The 22,194-nt window shown below is 37.6% G+C and carries 21 protein-coding genes and 2 pseudogenes; 17 read left to right on the top strand and 6 right to left on the bottom strand.

The genetic code is table 11. The features are described 5' to 3' along the window. Window positions 1-112: 112 nt before the first annotated feature. Window positions 113-547 (bottom strand): DMT family transporter, encoded by a 435-nt coding sequence (locus AC1DOS_RS04610; RefSeq protein WP_477536546.1) that lies wholly within the window; start codon window positions 545-547, stop codon window positions 113-115. A 339-nt stretch (window positions 548-886) separates the two neighbouring features. Between AC1DOS_RS04610 and AC1DOS_RS04615 the strand changes: the two genes are divergently transcribed. From AC1DOS_RS04615 to AC1DOS_RS04655, 9 genes are all read left to right on the top strand, one after another. Beyond that, window positions 887-1,756, top strand: a complete 870-nt coding sequence (locus tag AC1DOS_RS04615) for a hypothetical protein (RefSeq protein WP_477536547.1) — start codon at window positions 887-889, stop codon at window positions 1,754-1,756. A 273-nt stretch (window positions 1,757-2,029) separates the two neighbouring features. After that, the gene (locus AC1DOS_RS04620) at window positions 2,030-2,464 is read left to right on the top strand and encodes a MarR family winged helix-turn-helix transcriptional regulator (RefSeq protein ID WP_477536548.1); all 435 of its coding nucleotides are present in this window, start codon (window positions 2,030-2,032) and stop codon (window positions 2,462-2,464) included. Window positions 2,465-2,532: 68 nt separating this feature from the next. Further along, window positions 2,533-3,516: a ring-cleaving dioxygenase gene (locus tag AC1DOS_RS04625; protein WP_477536549.1), complete on the top strand. Its 984-nt coding sequence runs from the start codon at window positions 2,533-2,535 to the stop codon at window positions 3,514-3,516. Between the two features lie 12 nt (window positions 3,517-3,528). Continuing rightward, window positions 3,529-4,128 carry an NADPH-dependent FMN reductase gene (locus AC1DOS_RS04630; protein ID WP_477536550.1) on the top strand — a complete coding sequence of 200 codons (600 nt, stop codon included), beginning with the start codon at window positions 3,529-3,531 and terminating at the stop codon, window positions 4,126-4,128. Window positions 4,129-4,364: 236 nt separating this feature from the next. Then, window positions 4,365-4,973 carry a flavin reductase family protein gene (locus tag AC1DOS_RS04635; RefSeq protein ID WP_477536551.1) on the top strand — a complete coding sequence of 203 codons (609 nt, stop codon included), beginning with the start codon at window positions 4,365-4,367 and terminating at the stop codon, window positions 4,971-4,973. A 49-nt stretch (window positions 4,974-5,022) separates the two neighbouring features. Beyond that, complete coding sequence (locus tag AC1DOS_RS04640) at window positions 5,023-5,634, top strand: alpha/beta hydrolase (protein ID WP_477536552.1); 612 nt, start codon at window positions 5,023-5,025, stop codon at window positions 5,632-5,634. Between the two features lie 10 nt (window positions 5,635-5,644). Then, on the top strand, window positions 5,645-6,040 hold the full coding sequence (locus tag AC1DOS_RS04645; RefSeq protein ID WP_108586521.1) for a DoxX family protein: 396 nt from the start codon (window positions 5,645-5,647) through the stop codon (window positions 6,038-6,040). 218 nt (window positions 6,041-6,258) lie between these two features. Continuing rightward, window positions 6,259-6,462 (top strand): DUF3311 domain-containing protein, encoded by a 204-nt coding sequence (locus AC1DOS_RS04650; RefSeq protein ID WP_477536553.1) that lies wholly within the window; start codon window positions 6,259-6,261, stop codon window positions 6,460-6,462. Next, window positions 6,462-7,949 (top strand): sodium:solute symporter family protein, encoded by a 1,488-nt coding sequence (locus tag AC1DOS_RS04655; protein WP_477536554.1) that lies wholly within the window; start codon window positions 6,462-6,464, stop codon window positions 7,947-7,949. Before AC1DOS_RS04650 ends, AC1DOS_RS04655 begins: the two co-directional genes overlap by 1 nt. 340 nt (window positions 7,950-8,289) lie before the next feature. On the opposite strand, the gene AC1DOS_RS04660 is transcribed toward AC1DOS_RS04655, so the two are convergent. Then, entirely contained in the window at window positions 8,290-8,964 is a 675-nt protein-coding gene (locus AC1DOS_RS04660; protein ID WP_477536555.1) for a cupin domain-containing protein, read from the bottom strand. 684 nt (window positions 8,965-9,648) lie between these two features. Here AC1DOS_RS04660 and AC1DOS_RS04665 point away from each other — a divergent pair. The 3 genes and pseudogenes from AC1DOS_RS04665 to AC1DOS_RS04675 form a co-directional block, all read left to right on the top strand. Next, complete coding sequence (locus tag AC1DOS_RS04665; protein WP_199224099.1) at window positions 9,649-11,181, top strand: DEAD/DEAH box helicase; 1,533 nt, start codon at window positions 9,649-9,651, stop codon at window positions 11,179-11,181. Window positions 11,182-11,217: 36 nt separating this feature from the next. Next, window positions 11,218-12,000, top strand: a complete 783-nt coding sequence (locus tag AC1DOS_RS04670; RefSeq protein WP_477536556.1) for a YqhG family protein — start codon at window positions 11,218-11,220, stop codon at window positions 11,998-12,000. Window positions 12,001-12,005: 5 nt separating this feature from the next. Further along, window positions 12,006-12,444: pseudogene (locus AC1DOS_RS04675) on the top strand (sodium:solute symporter family protein); the annotation flags it as partial. Window positions 12,445-12,493: 49 nt separating this feature from the next. Here the strand turns inward: AC1DOS_RS04675 and AC1DOS_RS04680 are convergent. Both AC1DOS_RS04680 and AC1DOS_RS04685 read right to left on the bottom strand, forming a co-directional pair. Then, window positions 12,494-12,685, bottom strand: coding sequence for a hypothetical protein (locus tag AC1DOS_RS04680; protein ID WP_108586516.1), 192 nt, complete (start codon window positions 12,683-12,685; stop codon window positions 12,494-12,496). Window positions 12,686-13,021: 336 nt separating this feature from the next. Next, a complete protein-coding gene (locus AC1DOS_RS04685) occupies window positions 13,022-13,567 on the bottom strand; it encodes a hypothetical protein (protein WP_477536557.1) in 546 nt (181 codons plus the stop codon). Window positions 13,568-13,688: 121 nt separating this feature from the next. Between AC1DOS_RS04685 and AC1DOS_RS04690 the strand changes: the two genes are divergently transcribed. Then, complete coding sequence (locus tag AC1DOS_RS04690; protein ID WP_477536558.1) at window positions 13,689-14,294, top strand: TetR/AcrR family transcriptional regulator; 606 nt, start codon at window positions 13,689-13,691, stop codon at window positions 14,292-14,294. Between the two features lie 435 nt (window positions 14,295-14,729). Here AC1DOS_RS04690 and AC1DOS_RS04695 read toward each other — a convergent pair whose 3' ends face one another. Then, on the bottom strand, window positions 14,730-15,635 hold the full coding sequence (locus AC1DOS_RS04695; RefSeq protein WP_108586514.1) for a glycerophosphodiester phosphodiesterase family protein: 906 nt from the start codon (window positions 15,633-15,635) through the stop codon (window positions 14,730-14,732). Between the two features lie 230 nt (window positions 15,636-15,865). Here AC1DOS_RS04695 and AC1DOS_RS04700 point away from each other — a divergent pair, with 230 nt between their 5' ends. Together AC1DOS_RS04700 and AC1DOS_RS04705 are read left to right on the top strand one after the other, a co-directional pair. Next, window positions 15,866-16,033: a hypothetical protein gene (locus tag AC1DOS_RS04700; protein ID WP_233260453.1), complete on the top strand. Its 168-nt coding sequence runs from the start codon at window positions 15,866-15,868 to the stop codon at window positions 16,031-16,033. A 166-nt stretch (window positions 16,034-16,199) separates the two neighbouring features. Then, window positions 16,200-16,613 carry a hypothetical protein gene (locus AC1DOS_RS04705; RefSeq protein WP_108586513.1) on the top strand — a complete coding sequence of 138 codons (414 nt, stop codon included), beginning with the start codon at window positions 16,200-16,202 and terminating at the stop codon, window positions 16,611-16,613. 136 nt (window positions 16,614-16,749) lie between these two features. On the opposite strand, the pseudogene AC1DOS_RS04710 reads toward AC1DOS_RS04705, so the two are convergent. After that, window positions 16,750-17,661 (bottom strand): annotated as a pseudogene (locus AC1DOS_RS04710) (glycerophosphodiester phosphodiesterase family protein). Window positions 17,662-17,936: 275 nt separating this feature from the next. Here AC1DOS_RS04710 and AC1DOS_RS04715 point away from each other — a divergent pair. Both AC1DOS_RS04715 and AC1DOS_RS04720 read left to right on the top strand, forming a co-directional pair. After that, the gene (locus tag AC1DOS_RS04715; RefSeq protein ID WP_477536559.1) at window positions 17,937-18,131 is read left to right on the top strand and encodes a hypothetical protein; all 195 of its coding nucleotides are present in this window, start codon (window positions 17,937-17,939) and stop codon (window positions 18,129-18,131) included. A 231-nt stretch (window positions 18,132-18,362) separates the two neighbouring features. After that, on the top strand, window positions 18,363-22,193 hold the full coding sequence (locus AC1DOS_RS04720) for an AAA domain-containing protein (protein WP_477536560.1): 3,831 nt from the start codon (window positions 18,363-18,365) through the stop codon (window positions 22,191-22,193). The last annotated feature ends 1 nt before the right edge of the window (window position 22,194 follow it).

A 22,194-nucleotide genomic window follows, 5' to 3' on the forward strand; every position in this document is an offset into this window, starting at 1 on the left:
GGGATGTTAATCATCCCTTTTCTTTCATAATCGTTCAGTTCTTTTTCTTGATTATTATGGAGTCGTTATGAATGTTACTGACAAGCAGACTCTATTAACCTGTTGCAATTGACTACTTTTGGTTATATAAATAAATGGAACCGAACATCAGCAAAATTGCGATTGCTTTTTTTATGTTTAAAGGATACGTTTGGCCACCGAATAAACCGAAATGGTCAATGATGGCTGAAATCAAAAGTTGTCCAGCAATAATTGAAAAAAAAGTAGCGGTTACGCCAATTTTAGGAACTGACATGACCAGTATAAATACATAAAAAGCTCCCAGCAGTCCACCAATCAATTGCCATTTAGGAACTTCATTGATGGCGAACAAATTGCCTTTTCCAAAACATAGCATCGTAACCAATAAAGCAATTGTTCCGATAAAAAAGGATATAAAAGACGCTTCGATAGTGCCCACTTTCTTACCTAATCCACCGTTAACAATCGCCTGTATGCCAATTGCGACTCCTCCAGCGATTGACATCAATAAATACATCCACTTCATCGATCACAACTCCTTCATATATTCCTAACCCTATCATACATCGAACAATGTCTATATTAAACTACTGAGTCTGTCCTCACACTCGCGGATGAGTGTAGAGTATCTTGTATATTAAATGAAAAGAATCAATAAAATATCGTCCCTAGTTTAAATACAATTGCGTTTTTTTCTACATAAAAAAAACCTCCAATCAACACGGCTCTTTCATTCAATGAAAAGATATATAAACACCTTTTATATTATCAGAAAAATTAAACAAATTATTTGTAATATGTTACCATTGTTATAGCTGGATAAAAAAACGTTATTAAATTTATTAATTGACTTGGGGGTAAACAGATGAAAATTCTTGATGCAATTTATCACAGCAAGAGTGATAGAAAGCTAATTAGCTTGCGGGAAATCACGACAGAAAAATATATGAAAAAATACGAAAAAAAAATTTTCTGTGCAACTAGGAATTGTTATGCCAGACTTTGTTTTGTAGCTAAATCAGGCAATAAAAATTACTTGAGAACCTGGAGAGAGAGTAAACATGCTAAAGAATGTCCATTTTTCTTCGATAAAGAAGAGGGCAGATCTGGTATCAGGAAATCAGGTACTGTCATCGGGATTGTATCTGGTGATCAAATAAAAAAGTCTCTAAAAGAGGCTTATGAAATGGAAAGCATAAGTGAAGAAGAAAGATGGAAGCAAGCAGAAGAGAAACGTCAATCCCTCACCAATAAAAGTAAGAAACCAAAAGTAAATGAAACGTCACAACAGTTGACCCTTACCATTGTTTCGGATCCCACTAAAATGACTGCAGAAGCTCAATCAACTAAAGGACGACTATACAAACGTGATGTCGATTCACTGAAAGAAACCGATGTAGGACAGACGAGAACAGTTACAGGAAGAATTCACAGTGTTGAAGTTTCTAATGGAAACCCTGCAATAAGGGTTATTAAAAATAACATCTTAATGAATGTGCATTTTGCAGATGCTTTTTTTGCACATGCAGAGCAATATTATGACATGTTTACATTCGTTGAACGCCTCAGAAAAGACATGGGCTCAACTATAATAAATGCAACAGGTGAGGTTGGGAAGAGTAAGAAGAATGATGAATTTGAGCTAATCGTGTTTGATCGGGATTGTTTGTTGGTTGAAGGAATGTCATTGACTTCACTTGTATCCTATTATTCTACTGAGCAACTTTCCTTTTAAATCTTGCCTACAGGTTGACGTAAGCGCACTACAGGTTGTACAAAATCCTGAAATTGCATCTTCAGCAAAGAACTTTGATCGTGTGGGTTGGTTGGAGGGTAACGCTAGACGCAAATTATAACGACTAAGAAACCATAGCTATTTTCAAGCGACTTGTATTAATAAGTCTTAAACGATTGACAAGTGATAAAATACATGTTAAATTTATCTCAGGTTCAAGATAAATACATTGAAGATAAATAAATTAAAGATAAATTGAAAGAAGGGAAACGAATGGTATCAGCTAATAATAAATTAAAAGCAGTTACAGTTATGATTCGTGCCTCCCAAGCCGTTCAAGAAGTTCTGAAAAAGAATATAGCCTTACATGGTTTGAATCAAACCGAATTTGCTGTTTTGGAATTGTTATACCATAAAGGTGATCAACCGATACAAATTATCGGGAAGAAGATTCTTATTTCAAGTGGTAGTATCACGTATGTAATAGATAAGCTTGAGCAGAAGAATTATGCAATTCGCAAAGCTTGTCCAAGTGATCGTCGTGTGACTTTTGCTGCTATCACGATTTCCGGGAAGGCGTTTATGGATGAACATTTTCCTCAGCATGAAGCGAAGATTGAAGAAATCTTTGAACAGTTATCAGATGAGGATATTAATGACACGATTGAATTACTTAAACGGATTGGACTTCATGCAGCGACATTGTAAAATTTTTTTAATATAATATCTCGAATTAAAGATAATTTAATTAAGGGTAAATTAAAGGAGGAAAAATGATGAATCATTTAAAAGGAATTCACCATGTAACGGCTATCACAAGTAGCGCAGAGAAGAACTATGAATTTTTCACATATGTCCTAGGTATGCGATTAGTGAAGAAAACAGTCAACCAAGATGATATTAAAACCTATCATTTATTCTTTGCAGATGACAAAGGAAGCGCTGGAACGGATATGACGTTTTTTGATTTCCCAAACATTCCAAAAGGAAAGCATGGCACAAATGAGATTTCAAAAACATCATTCCGAGTGCCAACTGATGAAGCACTCGACTACTGGGTAAAACGTTTTGATCGCCTACAAATTGAACATACYGGTATTGAAGAACAGTTTGGTAAAAAGACATTATCATTCGTGGATTTTGACGACCAACAGTATCAAATGATTTCTGATGAGTTTAATGAAGGAGTCGCTTCTGGTACACCTTGGCAGAAAGGGCCGATTCCATTAGAGTTTGCAATCACAGGTTTAGGGCCGATTTTCGTACGTATTGCGAATGTTAACTACTTTAAACAAATGTTAGAAAAAGTTCTACTGTTTAAAGAAATTGCTACTGAAGGAACATATCACTTATTTGAAGTTGGCGAAGGTGGCAATGGAGCACAGGTTATTGTCGAGCATAATGATTCATTGCCAGATGCTCAACAAGGCTTCGGTACAGTTCACCACGTTGCCTTCCGTGTAGAAGACAGAGCGGTATTAGATGAGTGGACCGAAAGACTAGAATCCTTTAAGTTCCAAACATCGGGTTATGTGAATCGTCACTTCTTTGAATCACTTTATACACGTGTTACACCACAAATTCTATTTGAATTTGCGACGGATGGTCCAGGATTTATGGGCGACGAACCATATGAAACTGTTGGTGAAAAGTTATCTTTACCGCCGTTTTTAGAACCAAACCGTGTCCAAATTGAAAAATTAGTTCGACCGATCGACACGGTAAGAAGCACAATAGATTTCGAGAAAAAATATGAATAACGAGGGATTATGATGAGTTTTATTAAAAATTTATTTGGTTTAAACAAAAATACACAACAAACAGGAGGAAATGACATGTTAAAAATCGGGATTGTTTTAGGTAGTACACGTGAAGGAAGAGTTAGTCCACAAGTAGGTGCATGGGTAAAAGAAATAGCAGATAAACGTGGAGACGCTGAGTACCAAATCATCGACATCGCAGATTTCAAATTACCACTATTAGGTGAAGCGGGTGTCGATGCTTCAGGAGCAGCGGCATGGTCAACACAAATTAATGGATGTGACGGATTCGTATTCATCGTTCAAGAATACAACCACTCAATCACTGGCGCACTAAAAAATGCTTTAGATTACTTACGTGTCGAGTGGAACAATAAAGCAGCTGGTATCGTATCATACGGTTCAGTAGGCGGAGCTCGTGCAACAGAACATTTACGAGGTATTTTAAGTGAATTATCTGTAGCGCATGTTCGCGTACATCCCGCGTTGTCACTATTCACTGACTTCGAAAATGGTTCAGTATTTAAACCAAAAGATGTGCAAGCAGATTCGGTAAACCAAATGTTGGACCAAGTAATTCCTTGGACAACAGCATTAAAAACAATACGTTAATCAATGTACACCAGACAATATGTGCATATGTGCATAAGCGCATATGCACATATTGTTGTTTTAATAAAAGGGTGAATGTTGGGCAAATGAATCAATGAGATTGCATCATTTGCGCAGCATTTACAAGTAACGTAGGCCAATAAAAAAATTAGTGAGTGGTAAAACTTGCAAATGAACCATAGGCATAGATGTTAGGTATACGTCCACTAGACTAATAAAGGAAGGATTTGAGAGAAATGATTTCAATTGATCCAAAGCAAAATAGTGAGCGGGAAAATTACAAACTACTAATTGGTTCTATCATTCCTAGACCCATAGCATTTGTCACGACCCAGTCAGCCGATGGTGTTTTAAATGGTGCACCGTTTAGTTACTTTAATATTGTTTCATCAAACCCGCCAATGATTTCTTTAGCGGTACAACGCCCAAATGGACGCATGAAAGATACGGCAAATAATATTTATGCTACTAGTGAATTTGTTGTGCATATCGTAGATGAGAAAAATGTGGCGCAGATTAATGAAACAGCAGCGAATTTACCAGCTGAGGAAAGTGAAATTGAATTGGCAAAGCTAACTACTATTCAAAGTACACAAGTTTCGGTACCGGGAATTCTGGAGTCGAAAATTCGTATGGAGTGTAAGCTCGTACAAGCGATTCCCTTAGGAGGAGAAAGCGAGCCAAGTTGTGATTTATTCATCGGCGAAATTCTCCAATTTCATCTCGATAAAATGATTTACTCGGAAGGACGAATTGATCCAAGAGCTTTACAAGCAGTCAGTCGCTTGGCTGGGACGGATTATGCAACCATTGGTGACATTTTCTCAATTGATAGACCGGAATAGACGTAAAGATGTTTACAGAAAGCAATAACTTGTAAGGGAGAGTTAATTAATGAAACATATTTTTAAACAAGGTTCAGATTCTACAAAACCAGTCCTCTTGTTATTACATGGTACAGGCGGAAATGAACAAGATTTATTGCCTTTAGCAGGCATTGTCGATAAAGAAGCTTCTGTTTTAAGTGTCCGAGGCAATGTATTAGAAAATGGGATGCCTCGATTCTTTAGAAGATTAGCAGAAGGTATATTTGATGAAGAGGATTTAATTTTCCGTACAAAAGAACTAAATAAATTTTTAGATGAAGCAGCTACCAAGTATGAATTTAACCGCCAAAACATTATTGCTATTGGCTATTCAAATGGTGCCAATATTGCAGCAAGCCTTTTATTCCACTTTAAAGATTCAATTAAAGGAGCAATTTTACATCATCCAATGGTACCAAGACGAGGAATTACACTTCCTGACTTATCAGGCAAACATGTATTTATAGCGGCAGGGAAAAATGATCCCATTTGCTCACAACAAGAATCAGTGGATCTTCATCAATTGCTGGAAGGTGCAAATGCAACGGTTAAAGCACATTGGGAAAACCAAGGACACCAATTAACAATGAGTGAAGTCGAAGCGGCAACAAAATGGTACCAACAAATAGTAAGTAATTGAGGAGAAAAAAATGTATAAAAAAGAATTAGGAGCACTTATTGTGCGTGTAGTATTGGGTGTTATTTTTGCAGTACATGGTATCGTGAAATTTCAAGACGGCATTAGTAATACAGTTGGATGGTTTGAAAGCATTGGTTTACCAGGCTTCTTAGCTTATGGTGTAGCTAGTGTTGAAATAATTGGTGGACTTCTGTTGATCATAGGATTAGCAACACGCATTGTAGCAGGGGTATTTTTATTATTATTGGTAGGAGCAATTATAACAGTGAAACTTGCTGTTGGATTTGTGAATGGCTATGAATTTGATTTAGCACTAATGGCAATGGCAGCATTTTTAGCAATGGCTGGCAGTGAACTATTTGCGGTAGATAATCGTATTAACCCTATAGAAAATAAAATAGTTTAGAATAAACTGTACCCCGAATCTCGGACACTTTAAAATGTCCTTGTTTCGGGGTATTTCCATGTTTGCTCAATAATCTTCGAAATGAATGTACTAAACAGGTTCATTTTACCCTTTTTTAGAATATCCTTGTTTTACTAAATCCTTATGGTAGTATAATAATTGATTGACAATTATAACTATTCTAATATATTATTTAATCTACTACTGGGGGGATACATATGAGCAAAAAATTGATTATTGTTATTCTAATTGTTTTACCTTTTATATTTATGCTTGGCGCCATACCTTTTGTAAATCGAATTGAACCGATCATTCTTGGATTACCATTTCTTCATTTTTGGTTATTTTTAGGAATGATCCTTACTCCATTATGTACGTATATCATTTATCGAATACAGAAGTCAGAAGGGAGTATTGATTGATGCAAGGGAATTTAACAGCTTTATTAATTACAAGTTTCATTGTTTTATCAGTCGTACTAATTGGATTTATCGCTGGACGAGACAAATCAAGTAGAAGCTCTGTTGAAGAGTGGTCAGTTGGTGGCAGACGTTTTGGACCATTACTTGTATGGCTCTTAGTAGGTGCTGATTTATATACAGCTTATACATTCTTAGGATTAACGAGCACAGCGTTCGCAGCTGGTAGTATTGCGTTCTTTGCCATTCCATATACGATTATTGCGTTCTTTGTTTCTTATTTTTATCTACCTAAGTTATGGGAAGTTTCGAAAAAACATAAATTAACAACCCTTGCCGATTACGCAAAAGGCAGGTTTGATAGCAGATTTTTATCATTGCTTATCGCAATTGTTGGTGTATTTATGCTAATTCCTTATATTGATCTGCAATTAGCTGGTATTCAAGATACGTTAACCGTAGCTGGTACAGGCTATATTAATATCAAATTTGTTGTTATTATATCTTTCCTATTAGTTGCACTATATACATTCTTTAGCGGAATAAAAGGACCAGCCTATACAGCTGTTATTAAAGACATTTTAGTGTGGGTCATTATGTTATTCCTAGTGGTGTCCATTCCAATCATACATTTTGGAAGTTGGGGATCGATGATAAATAAAATCGTGGTAGAATCTCCGGAGCTATTAACCATCCCAACCACTGGTCCAAAAGGAATCCCATGGTTCCTCACAGCTTCATTAGTTTCAGGACTCGCATTATTTATGTGGGCTCATGCAGTAACTGGGGTATTCACAGCGAAAAATGCTGACGTACTTCGAAAAAATGCAATCTATCTACCATTTTATAATATCGTATTGATTCTTGTTGTCTTCCTAGGGTTTGCTGCATATATTGTTTTGCCAGAAGGAAGCGATCCACGATTTGCATTACTACATCTAATTCAAATGTCTTACGGTGGAGTCGTACAAGGATTAGCCTATTCTACCATTGCACTTGCTTCACTAATCCCTTGTTCAATCATGGCAATTGGTGCGTCGAATCTATTTGCGAATAATATTTACCGTGATTTCATCGATCCGAATGTAAAACCTGCAAAATTAACGATGATTACACGTTCAATGGTATTTGTCGTTATTGGACTAGCATTAATCTTTGGAATGCTTTTCCCAACAGCACTTGTATCTCTTCAACTTCTAGGTGTATCTGGAATGGTTCAAATATTCCCAGCAATCGTCTTTAGTTTGTTCTGGAGAAACCAGACAAAAGAAGCGACAATCATCGGATTACTTGTCGGTCTTACTGTGACCTTTACCGTGTACGCTACAGGAAATTCATTCGGTATTTATGAAGGTTTCTGGGGATTGCTAGCAAACATTCTAGCTCTATTTATTCTAAATCCTTTATTCGTTAAGAAAGCAAAAAATAAAACTAACCCAATAATGGACCAATTGTTTACTAAACAACCAGTCGCAGATAAAAAAATATAAGATCAGTAGGAAGAAACGAGCAGTGATTAATCACTGCTCGTTTTTTTCGAACGATAAGTAGAAAGTATAAACTTTGAGACTACAGTGAACCCAAGATAAAAAAGCTGATTTGTTAAGGACATCCACCTTTGCTGGATGTCCTCTTTTTTTGCTAAACGCTGATAGACGACAGAGAACCGATCATAGACGACAAAAATGCGCGCATAGACGACACGAAACCGCTCGTAGCAAGTCTATGTTACGAATTTTGCAGAACCGTTAGCATATAAGACTCCTTACATGGGTCAATCCACCGATACAGCTGGAATAAAGTGCGTGATTCCAGTGTGCCTCTCCCGTTTTAGTAATTATAATGCTGTGGATTAGGTGGATTTTGATAGTATTGCTGATTATATTGCTGATTATATTGTTGAGTTGCATAGCTTTGGTTGTCGTAATGATTTATATATGGATGCTCATATGAAATGCTTTCATTTGCTTCGTCACAGCCCTTAGGAGGACCAATATATGTTGATGGCTGAACGGGAGCGACTGCTTTTTTCCATACATTTTCATCAATACAATAGGTGTGCGCCATGATATTCGCAGGTGTAAATTTCAAAATATCTGAACCCAGAATTACCTCAGGTGTTGGAGCATTAAAAATAGCCAGTATATGTGTGTGATCGACAGTAGCAATTTCGTAATGCCACCAACCTTGGGGGACGTTTGCTACCTGTCCGGGTGTAATCGGATAATTTTGAAGTTGTTTTGTAAAAGGGTTCAGTATTGAAACAATAACAGCTCCAGAAATACAATAAACTAACTCCGCAGCATTCTGGTGGTAATGGGGCTCAACAACATTACTAGCACTAAGAAAAATATCAAGTAATGATACATTATCTAGTGTGTTTAATTGGTTGATGCCTAGCACATTAATAAAGTTTTGATTATCTTTCTTGAAAAGTGTACTTTTATTTACATCAAAAGTGTACTGCGTTGTTGGTGAAGTGTAATCCATAGATGATGAACTCATAATTACTTCCTTTCTTAATCATTTCAAATGTGCATGGTTAGAACATTTTATACAGGATATGTATGATTTTGATTTAAGGATGAGCCATTTTATCTTTTTTCTTATGAGTAATGGAAATTTACAGTTAGAAATTAATACAACTAAAAATCCGAAATCTGCATCAGCCTAGCGAAGTGACAAAATCTCATCGTACAGCTTTTTCAAAGCGATTAGGAAACAACCATTATCGATTTAGTTGTAAAAAAGGGACATTTAGATGTAAAAAATCACGTATTTAGTTATAAAATTTAATTATTGGAAACTATAACGAAAGGTTCGGCTGCATCGATATCAATCACAAAAACGGGTGCTCAATCTGTATTGCCTCGCATAAATGAAATAGAAGAACYACTAAAATTCTACGGGAATGTGTCAAAAATGAGCAGTGACTAAGTCACTGCTCATTTTTTTCGTAAGACAAGCAGAAATTATAAACTTTGAGACTGCAGCGAACCTAGTGATCAGGGTAGTTTTTTAGTTTCGCGAATAGAAGCGACCAAACCGCGCATAGACGACACGAATGCGCGCATAGACATGCAATTCAATGAAACCGCTCGCGAATAATATTTATTCACTTAATTAAACATAGTAATTTCTTTTTTGGACAACCTTATAAGAAAGATAAAGTTGTCTGAGGTGATGTTTATGATAATTGAAAAGTCGTCTGAGTGGAAAGAAGGCTTTATAGAACGATTGGAGAATCGTGAAGCTTGGGATAATTGGACATTATACAATATGAGTTACGAAGTAGTGAAAAACAGCTTGATTACTGATTTTGCTGGTCTTCAATCGCCTAAATATTTACCCAATCTGACACCTCTTCAACATCAATTGGAAGTGGCACAGACGGTTATTGAAAGAATGAATGGCAAAGCAATTCTTGCAGACGAAGTAGGACTCGGTAAAACGATTGAAGCTGGTTTGATTTTGAAAGAGTACCTAATCAGAGGCCTTGTGAAAAAAGCGTTAATTTTGGTCCCAGCTTCTTTAGTCAATCAATGGATTGAAGAACTGAACCAAAAATTTTATATTCCAGCCATGCAATATAAAAAGAATTACGATTTAAACACCTGTAATATCGTCGTCATGAGTATGGATATGGCAAAAAGAAGTCCACACAAAGAAAACATCTATGAACAAAATTATGATTTAATCATCATTGATGAAGCACATAAATTAAAAAATCATAAAACTAAAAACTACGAGTTTGTTCAAAATTTAAAGAAAAAGTTTTGTCTGTTGTTAACTGCAACACCCATTCAAAACGATGTGTTTGAATTGTTTTATCTCATTTCCTTACTTAAACCGGGTCACCTTGGAAACTACGAGACGTTTCAATCTGCGTTTTCCGCTAGTAAACACAATGTGGAACACGACGACTTTTTAAAAGAACTGGTGAATCAAGTTATGGTGAGAAATAGAAGGCAGGATACAGGTATTGAGTGGACAAAACGTCGCGTTCAAACTATTCCCATCCATTTTACACAAGAAGAAAAAGAAATCTACGAAATGATTCTAGAACTTAAAAATATTTCTCCTGTTTTTTCGGGTGCATTCTCCATGATCACTCTACAAAAAGAAATGTGTAGTAGCAAAGAAGCTACGTATATGACCTTAAATAAAATGCGGCAAAAATGCACCGATCCACAAGAGATTGATTATGTTGAGGGAATTATTCAAAAGCTAATGGTACTCGAAGTGAACTCGAAAGCGGAAAAGGCTTATGAAATTATTTCCGAGGCAAATGATAAGGTCATCATCTTTACCGAATACCGAGCCAGTCAAGCTTATTTGCAGTGGTACTTATATACAAAAGGAATCACAAGCGTCCTCTTTAACGGGAAATTCAAGAAAAACAAACGAGACTGGATGAAGCAATTATTTAAGGATCAAGCGCAAGTCCTCATTGCGACAGAATCCGGAGGCGAAGGAATTAACTTGCAATTTTGTCACCATGTCATAAACTATGATTTACCTTGGAATCCCATGAAGTTAGAACAACGAATTGGACGTGTCCACCGGTTAGGACAAGAACATGACGTTCATATATACAATCTAGCTATTCACAATACCATCGAAGAAGATATATTGGATCTGCTCTATGTGAAACTTGATGTCTTTGAAAAAGTAGTGGGTGACTTAGACGATATTTTATCATCATTCAAAAAAACCATTTGAGATAAAAGTGGCAGCTCATTCTAGGGAGGATGTACATTGTATCCACAACAAATTCATGGTTATTTAGAAAAGTTTTTCACAGAAAACAATTGCGATATTATTAATGGTAATGACCATTATATGACCGTGCAATTAACGATTGATATGGATAAAAAAATTATGAACCGGCCATTCTATTGGAAATACTTAGAAAATACAGATGGCGTGCCAAACCCAGCAAAACTAACCTTCATCACCGATCAAAATCAGCTAGAAGAAGAGATTAAAGGGGAAGTTGTCCATTTTGGTTCCCCTCGGCTCAATCAATTGTTTCAAACAACTAAAAAGCTTGGTTCTTATGTGCAAATGTATGAGAGGGTATTAGATAATCCCAAAACTAAAACCATTTTAACCCCTTGGTTAGGCGTGAATTATAAAGTGTCGTATTACAGCGATCAAACGAAAGAGATGTTTCATTCTTTAGGCATTAACTTAATTACAGGGAATATGATAGACGGTTTTCAGGAATGGATAAGTGGCGTGGATTTGGATTCAACCATGTCAAAAGATGCGTTTAATATAACGTATATAATAAAGCCCCTTCGTGCCCTGGAACGGTTAGATGGGGCAATCGAAAATATCATACAACGAGATGATCACACATGGGCTGACGAAGCAAAAATGAGATGGAAAAAGGATCGAGAAGTATTAGAATACTTCTACGAAGGGGTAGAAAACAAGCCAGAATGCTACGATATGGAAAAAGAAGCAATGGACCAACAATACGAAGCAAGAATTAAAATTGAAATCATAAATGGTGGATTGTTTTATTTGAAATGAAATGGCTTCCTTGTTCAATCATAGCAATTGGTGTTTTCAAATCTCTTTGCGAATAATCCAAAAGTAACTCTTGCAAAATTAACGATGATTACTCGTTCAATGGTATTTGTCGTTATTGGACTAGCATTAATCTTCGGCATTATTTTCCCAACAGCACTAGTTTCTCTTCAACTTCTAGGAGTATCTGGTATGGTTCAAATGTTCCCAGCCGTGGTCTTTAGTATGTTCTAGAGAAACCAAAACCAATTGAAGCAACCATAATTGGATTGCTTGTTGGGCTTTCTGTAACATTTGCTGTGTACGCAACAGGAAATTCATTCGGGATTTATGAAGGGTTCTGGGGACTGACGGCAAACATCATCGCGTAGATTGTCCTAAATCCTATATTCGTTAATAAGGCAAAAAATAAATCCAATCATGGATCAACTATTTACTAAACAATAAGAGGAGGGAAGTGACTTGGTCACTTTCCTCCTTTGTCATCCTTTCGCTTTTAGCAGTTTTCACAATATTCGTCTTTTTTGCTATCTTTTCGATTGCTGAAAATTTTCTTGAACAGTTCAAACAGAGTCAATTTTGCATTGTTTTTATCTATTTGACGATAAGAAGACTGTTGTTGGATTCGGAGATCTATCTCCATTTTTTTCGCTTCGATTATTTTCTGCATTTCAAAATGATTAATCATGTACTCACCCTTTTCTAAAGTATTTTTTCTTGCAAATATGATCAGTTTATTAAATGTCCATTTAAAGAAAACTGTATTTCAATTTTGACCACATTCAATAGTTATATGCTCGGTAGATAAAAGATGACACTAAAAACACCTTTTTTATTGGTGAAAATAAATAAGTCAATAAATGGTCGATTACCCTAAAAAGTAAGAAGACATTCGTGAACTTAGATAAATCAACAAAAAAGAGACATTCAATTAGAGGTTAATTGAACGTCTCTTTCATCTTTTAGGTTGAATCATACTCGTCAGTACAATTCCTTGTTCTCAATGGTCTTAATACTTCCAGAGTTAAGTAGTATGTCTTGCTGGGCGTGGCCAGATAAAGTAGCTCAATGTGATGAGCAAATCAAGGCCGAGTACAAGCGCCCATACGCGAAGAATTTGTTGGAAAGCTTCCGTTCTTTCGGCATCTCCAACCCATATTGTTAAAACAAACAATAAACCAGCGCCGATCATAAAGGCGAAAAGATGTCTTAGCCAATTGAGGAAATCTTGTTTAGCAAAAGCCATTCCCGTCTTTTTGGCGGGCTTTTTCCTCGTTTTGAGGATATAAAAACAAAACTGATCATCAGCCCAGCGAATCATCGATTTACCGTAAGCGATGGAAACGCCGATGTAGATAGCGGCAATTCCGTGGGCCATCGTGGCAGTCGAACCCTTGTATAAGTCGTAACCTGTCAATCCAAGTAAAGCTAAATCAACCAAAGGTGTCATTGCTAATAGGGCAAACCCGAGTTTTTCTCTTTTTCCTATATAGCGAGCGGCAAGACCACTGACAATGAAGACCCAAAATAAAATTTCACAGATGACAATAGCCCAAGCAATTCCATTCATGTGTGCACCTCCATTTTTTATTTAGTACGTTTGTATTAATTAAAATATACCACCGTGTTTTATTTAATACAAGTGTTCTATTTAGATTGTATGCTTGTATATTAGTCGCTATAATGAACCTATGCCAAAACAAGTGAATCACGAAGAACGCAGACAAATTATTGCAGAAGCCACGTGGGAATTGATTATGAAGAAAGGGATTGAAGGGACAACTGTCCGATCGATTGCCGAGGAAGCCAATCTGTCGTTAGGCTCCTTGCGCCATTATTTTTCTTCTCAGGAAGAACTGTTGAGCTATTCGATGGAGCTGGTGAAAGAAAGAGTGACGGAACGGCTTGAGAAGAAGTTTGCACAAGACATGCCTATGGATGAGTTGCTTGTTCATTTCTTTTTGGAAATTATTCCTTTGGATGACCAGTCCCGCCTCGAAATGACGGTTTGGTTCCACTTCATCGCCAATGTCCAGTTCCGCCATAAATTCGAGGGGGACGATGGGATTTTGCAGGCACTCCAGCAACTCCTCCCTGTGCTTGAAGCAAACGGAAGATTGAAACCGGGAATTGATTTCCAGGAAGAAATCGAAACACTGTATGCGCTGGTAGATGGACTGGCCATTCATTGTCTGTTTGCACCGGAACGTCTGACGAAAGACCGAATCGTTCCGATTATCGTCAAGAACGTTAATAGCCTCCTTATACACCCATTGAACAGTTCCCGATTTTTGTGATGTGAATGAAAATAGAAGCACCGCCAATCGACTGTCTATCCGATTGGCGGTGCTTTCTTATATTCGCATAGAAGTTTTTGCCATCGGGAAATAGTTTTATGGGGCAATGGAAAATCATGACATAATCGACTGGAAACAGGTAGGGGTTTGAGAGATAAACCAAAACCCGGCCATCAATCCTTTCTCGCTAGCCAAGATATGGTTAGTCATATCTTCATATTTCACGTGAATTTTTCATTTATGTTTTAAAATCGTTTTACATGACTGTCCCTTAACTGAGGCGTTATTGAGTAGAAGCTCCAAGTGGGTTAAGAAAAAAGTGCTTAAATCATGATTGGATTGCAATACAAAAGACGGGCTGTGACTAAGTCACAGCTCGTCTTTCTTTAGGTTGTGGAGCAGTAAGTTTTGCGGTCCTAAGCGACCCGGAAACCATTAAGGATACAATTCAATATCCGTATTGTTTTTCTCATTTCTCACACGAAGTGCGACATCAGGTCGGTCTGTAAAAATGCCGTTTACGTCATAGTTCATAAGACTACGCATTGTTTCTTCATCATTGACGGTATAAGGATGAACAAGCAAGTTTTCGCTGTGCATCTTATCGATGAATTTACGATTAATCGCTTCAACATTTACGCCAACGCCTGATGCATATTCGGTCAGTTCTTTAAGTTCTTTTTTAGAAAGATGCGCTTTTTTGCCGAAGGTATATAGTTTAATTAAGGGAATGGATGGCTCCATAGCAAATATTTCTTGCAAGCTTTTTGTGTTAAAGGACTGGATAATCACTTTTGGAATGGGGTCAACTCTATTAAGAAGTTGATGTTCCTGTAGCTGTCGTAACAGTTCTTCTTCAATACCCGGATACACTTTTGGCGATTTTATTTCAATGTAGTAATTGACTCTGTCCCCGAAGTAATTAAGAATCTCCGACAAATCAACAATACGTAACTCAAGAAAATTCGGTAACGTATATGATAAGTGGTTTTTATCGAACTCTTTGCCAGGTGAGAGAAGTTGAATTTCGTCAAACGTGACATCAGCCACAGCTTGTTGAGCATTATGTAGCGTGACTACCGAGTCGTGTAAAGCAACAAGTTTTCCATCTTTGGTCATTTGTAAATCAATTTCAATATAGTCCGCACCCATTAGAACAGCCATTTCATAAGCAGCCAGAGTGTGCCCTGCTGCATAAGCTGAAGCGCCACGATGACCTATGATCAGAAAACCATTTTCTGGCAAAGGAGTTGGTGGAATAGTTTGAGGTTGTGGTTTTGATTGTTGTGGGGTACACCCACAAATGAATAAAAGGATTATCAAAAACTTCATTATTTTCATGTAATTCCTCCAACGATGGAATGCAAAATCATTAGTCTAACAAATTATATGATAGATAAGTTGATGTTATTTCCGATACTTTCGTAACGCTCCTACTTACAAAACGGATTGCCTCTAATAGTCGCCGAATCAATATTCAGAAATTTATGTTTATATTCATTTTATAAGGGTAAAAATTCAATAAGAACGCAAGACATATTCTTAACACACATTAAAGGAGGAAAATGAACATGGCAGATTATAAAAAGGCATTACTAGCTAGTGGTATTGTTGGCGGATTACTATTTGGTGGTTTAGCAGGTTGTGGCGATGGAGTGGACCAAGATAATGGTATTGATGACGGCGAAGAAAATGACGATATAGATGATGCAAACAAGAATAAAGAAAGCGATGAGTAAGTAGGAAAAAGGAGCAAATTGCTCCTTTTTTCTTGGCTAAAAAATGTGAAATATCAATTTCTTAGTGATGTGGAAAAAATTGGTTACTAAAATAAATGCCGATTTCTGTGACCATTTCCTCTCCCAAACGTCTATTATATAATGCACCGATAAAGGGAGTGAGAAGATGAAGAAATTGTTTATTACAATTGTGATTTTAGGAGCAATTGGTTATGGTATTTATTATTTCGGAACTAATGTCGCCTCAGATAAACTTCTAGATTCAGCTTCAACTGAACTTGAGAATAGTGGGCAAATAAATGACTTAAAGGCCTATATAGAAAGTGATCCAGAATTATCAAGGATGATTAAAGAAGCGGAGTCCGCAGATGAAAGCACTTTGCCATTTACATCTAAAGGAGAAGCTACACGTGTCCTTATCAAAAAGGTGGGCATCACCAAACTCCAAGAAGTTCAGTCACAAGTTCAAAATGGAACAGCATCTAAAGATGAAGTATTACAGGTTCTGAATGAGAAACTAACAGATGAAGAAATGTTGGCGTTACAAGTCATTGCCTATAAAGAAATTTATAAGAAGTAGGTAATAAATTAATATAAGAAAAAGGCGGCTGAATTTACATCTTCAGCGGTCTTTTTGTGTTTCCCCTATTTTACATTTAATCAAAAAGAACAGCGGTTCACTCCTATGGAATGCGTTAATTAAGGTAACTTGCAGTCTATTTCACTAAAGGTGCAATACGATCGATTCGATTTGTCCATATTCCACCAGAATAATTTGTGGGTAATCTTTTAAAATCTTCTTCTGAATCAAACCCTTCTGACCAATTACCATCACCTGCAACTAAAATAACCCTTGTATCGACCGCATCCATTCGATTCAAAAGTTTATCGGGCCAACCCCAGATCCAAGGAGCATATTTTTCAGGGATATGCACTTCGGTATGTTTACACTCCTCAGGCATTACTCCTGTCCAGCCAATGCCGATATAGGGTAGCAGGCAGCTTTTTAACGTTTCCATCGACATGACGCGTAAATTTGGCAAACGATTCTTTAAGGTGGCGATTGGTTGATCACCACCATAGACGGTTAGTTGCTCTAGTCGATCACTTGAAAGCGTCGAAAGGAAATCAGCCAATTGCTCTCCCTCTTTCGGGTCATCGCTTTTGATATGAATCAAAAATAATTGATCTGGAAACTGGCTTAATGCATCGTTCAGTGAAGGCATGAGACCTATACCTTTTCCACGGAAGGGAAATGTTTTCCCATTATCAGCTGTATAACCATAGCCAATATCAATTTTTTTCAGTTCATCCATTGTGTAATCGACTATCATTCCTTTGACGTTTGTTCGACAATCGAGTGTCCAGTCATGAAAAACTGCGAATTGACCATCTTTTGTAGGTTTTATATCTAACTCGACCATTCAAGCACCTGCTTCAAATGCGGCCTCCATGGAAGGTAGCGTATTTTCAAGGTAAGGATGATCCGGCTTGTGTAAACGTACAGCCATACATGTATCACCTTCGATTCTTTCCATGCTAAAGGTTTGAGCGAGACCACGATGTGCAAGCAGAAAGGGTTCAGTTTTCCTTTCCTTCGTAAATAGTGAGCTATTGTTTAAAAACATAAATGTAACTAGAAGAGTAATGAAAATTAATAACCCTTTTAATACTTTTTTTATGTTCAATGACTCTCCTCCATCTTGTAAAGCCTACTACTTTTTATTAATTCTACATAAAGAAATACATATATGGAATAGTGATGAAGGACTTCAACAGGAAGGCAGGGTGTCGCTAAAAGAAAAGGCTTTTGGCTGAAGCCAAAAAGCAGTAATAAAGCAATATAAGTGAAAAAGTGGTCACCTCCGTTGTCACATGTCGGGTTTTTCTGATGGGATTTTTGGTGAGCGATTGCTCAGTTGGAAAATATAAGCGCCAAGTTGGAAAAATGGGGAGCCAAGTTGGAAAAAATGAATACCAAGTTGGAATCGATGCAGCCTGGTCGAAGTGTCCGCCTATAAACGATATTTCGGCTGAAGCTGCACCATCTTCAGCCGTTTTTTACGTAAATAAGGATCAAATGACCTTAAAAGCTTAGTTGTAAAAATCACGACTTAAGTAGTAATAGTAAAATAATAAAACCAAAAGCAGTAATAAAGCTTTTAAAAGAATAGAGAGCAATTTCAGCCGCAACTCTCGGTGTAAGGAGGCGACGATTCATTATTTCCCAAAACTGACAAAAAGGTTTGTGGATGAGTGGTCGATTTGAAGGCGGCAATCCTTTACAATAGGAAGATATGGTTTTGGACGGGTTAGGAGTTGTAAGGCAGTGAATGTAGTGAAAAGTACAGATGTGACGCGGTGTAATTTGTCCGTGAGCAGCCGGTTTAGGAAAAGTAAACCGAAAATGGCAGATGAATTAACGAGCTTGTTGAATGTGTCGCCTATTCTTGATGTTCATATGGAACGTCTAACAGATGGTCAGGCGAATCAACGACGAGTCTCTTTATATATAGAATCAGAAGTAGTCTCAGGCACCCCAGTAATGGAGTGCGAATGGATCGGAAACGGACTTGAAGTCGCTCATTTCTATGTGACCAAGAAGCGTTTGCAATTAGGAAATAATCGACATRTGCAGTTGAAAATGTCGTTTGATCGGAAGGGTTTAGTGTCAACGGAAATGACGCTCTCTCTTTATAGAATCATTCAGTCTTTACCGATAGCATCCGATCGATCAGAGTACATTAAGAAGCGGATTTCCGGTTGGGAATCGTATTTGCGTGTGATGGAACGAAATGCAGATGTAGAAAGACTTGAAATTGGGATTCGGAACGCTCGGACAAGTCCGGATTTTCGTAAAGTAACGTTTGAGCTACAAAAGCTGCCGAACGGTTTTGATAAGTATTATAAAAAATCAGCGGTTAAATTGGTTGAGACGAACCAAAGCCTTGGGAATGTCGTGCAAGTCCAAATGGGCAAGCGAACAATCGATGTGGAACTCAGTAAGGATCTTCAAGAAAAAGCGAGAGAAGGAAAATGGAGAGTTCCGGTTAACGGCAAGCTCGCTTTCGATAATGTAGCTGAAATGGCGCAAATCAATCGTCTTAAAGATGGATTTAAACGTCTCGAAAACGGCTGGGCTGTCAATCCCAATCTAGAAAAACTCCTTTTTGAGAAACGTCCGACAGTGCGGAAAGGGAAAGTCCCAGAAGATTTAGCGTTTAAGCAAAATCTCAATGATTTTCAACGGCAAGCAGTAGAAGGTGCGATTGCTGCACAAGATTTGTATGTCATTCAAGGTCCTCCTGGAACGGGGAAGACCACGGTTATTTCTGAAATTTGCTATCAGCATGCGAAGATGGGGTTAAAAACGCTAGTTGCGTCACAATCAAATTTGGCGGTAGATAATGCACTCGGGAAACTGCTGACAGATCAAGACATTCGGATTTTACGAATTGGTCGTAGCGAGAGTATCGAGGAAGAGGGGCAGCGTTTTGTTGAAGAAAAAGTCGCTCTTTACTGGAAACAGCAGACACTATCTTCAATTCAAACACATGTAAGTCAGTTCGAAAAAGAGGGACAGGACCTACTTGTTTCTATTAAAGAAACGGAAAAAACAGTAGAAAATTTGAAAACTGAAATAGCGGAATTGGAATCGAAGAAAATCGAAAAGATTCAAGCGAAAGAAAAGCTAAGTAAGCTTAAGCTCGATTTGACTACTAGTCAGTCTTACGTTCAAGAATTGAATCGTAAAAAAGCCCAAGTCGATTTTCATTTTGACATGGGCAAGGATTTATTTGAAGATGCACAAAGTCGGTATGAGAGATTACAAGGCCAAGTATCTCTCTTTTCAGAATCCGGTGAATTTGCAAAGCTACAAACTCGACTTCAAGGTGAGATCCGAGAACTTCAGAAACAGTTGACGTTTGCACAAACGGAAACTTCTCTACAACAAAGTAGAACCGATCTTCAACAAAAAGCGGATAAGCTAAAGACCTTCTCAGCTAAGCAAATGAATTTGCAAAACATAACCAAGCAAATCCCAAGCATTAAAAAAATCACCGACCTTCAAGCCTTGATTGGCAATGAACCATGGACACGAGCTTCGGAAATCCGCTCGATTATACATCACATGGACCGATTGCGTTTGAACTATCAAGCTGCTAACCAAACGGGAGGCAAACTTTCCGAAGTAGATGTTACTTTGAATAAAGCCATTGTCTATGCGGAACAGCAGCTGAATGCGCATCAATATAACATGAAGATGTTAGCAAAGAAAATCTCGATGCTCCCAACATTAGAAGGGTCTAAAATAGAGGCACCTTATGTGAACAAAGTGGTGGATGCATTTCGGGAGTATGCAAAAAAAATGAACGGGTTCCGTGAACCTTTAAATCAAGCTGATCGACAAAAACTATCTACTATTTATGAACATATGATGGTTCTAAAAGTGTCGAGATCAGAGGTATCAAAAAGGCGCGATGCACAAGAAAAAGGCAATGAGCAAATAAAGGACGAAATTAAAACTACTTTTGAAAAGTTGAAAGATGTTGTTGGACAAGCATTGGTGAAATATCAGCAAGAAATAGATGCCGAGATTTCTTTATTAACCCCACAACTTAAGGAACTAGACGATGTGATTTCTTCTTTTGAAAAGACTCTTGGCGAAATGTCTGCCATTAAAGATGGGTTAACATCTATGGTTGAAGTGGAAAAGGTTTTAGCAGAAAAAGAGCTTGAACTTGAGCAGATGGGGACAGAAGAAAGCTACGTGGAAGGTTTGGTTCAAGCAACTTCCGTGCAGCAAGCAGTTGTGCAAAAACGAACGCACGAAATGACTCAATTCCAGAATACGATTGATGATATCAAGCAAAAGATTGCTGATGAACAGATGAAACAAACGGCTTTCGTTAAGGAAGTGGCTGATTTAGAAGTAATTGCCCAAATCGACGTGGAAGCTTTATTAATCGAAGTTAAATCGACGCATGAACAAACCTCTTTGCAATTAAATGAGTTAAAGAGAAAAGAAACCTTCCTGAGTGTATCGAACGACATTCGTTTGGAATGGCAAGAAATGCTTGGAGAATCAACATCTTACGATTTAGACGAAATTAAGAAGTTGTACATCCAGTACGCGAATGTGATTGGTGTAACATGTTCGATTTCAGCCAGTAAAGATTTTGTGAACCAATATCCCGATTTTGATGTAGTCATAATTGATGAGGTGTCAAAAGCGACCCCACCTGAATTATTACTGCCTATGTTAAAAGGGAAGAAAATCATTTTGGTGGGCGACCATCATCAATTGCCTCCTTTAGTTGGGCAGGATACGATGGATGAAGTGTTGGAGGATATGGAAGATCCAGCAGAAAAAGCCGAATTGAAATCAATCTTAAAAGAATCGATTTTTGAACGTTTGTTTAAAGATTTACCTGACGACAGCAAGACGACGCTTCGGATTCAATATCGAATGCATGAACACATTATGGAAACGATTAATCCTTTTTACCGTGAGAAAAATTATGGACTTGAGTGCGGTCTAGTTAATTCAAATAAAGACCGAGACCACTTGCTTGACGGGAAATTGTTCAAACGGGGGCAACATATTTTGTGGTATGACATGCCGAATGAGCGAGGCTTCTTAGAGGAGCAGGAACAACATAGCCGAAGCTTTTTCAATGCAGCGGAGCTGAAGAAAACCCGTGAATTGTTGCTCGATTTGAATCAGGCTACAGCAATCGCGAAACAAGAAGGTCGTTTGGATGCAAATGTGAAGAAGAAGGTCGGTATCATCAGTTTTTACGGTGAACAAGTGAAGAAAGTGAATCGCTTGCTCAGTCAAGAACTGGACCTACCACATCTACATTGCAGAACGGGTACTGTCGACAAATTCCAGGGGATGGAGATGGACGTTATTATATTGAGCTTCGTACGTAATCATCTTCAGCCTGACGGAAACATTGGTTTCTTAAAAGATTACCGAAGATTGAACGTTGCACTTTCTAGAGCTCGTGAACTTATGATGATTGTCGGTAGTGTGGATATGTTTACACAAAAAGCACACGGCGAATCGCAAAAAGCTATGTTCCAACACGTTTTAAAAGTAGTGAAGCAACACGAAGGACTGAAAGAATTGGAAACAAGCGTAAGTAGGAGGTAAT

It is taken from the genome of Paenisporosarcina sp. P5_A11, from assembly GCF_056400705.1.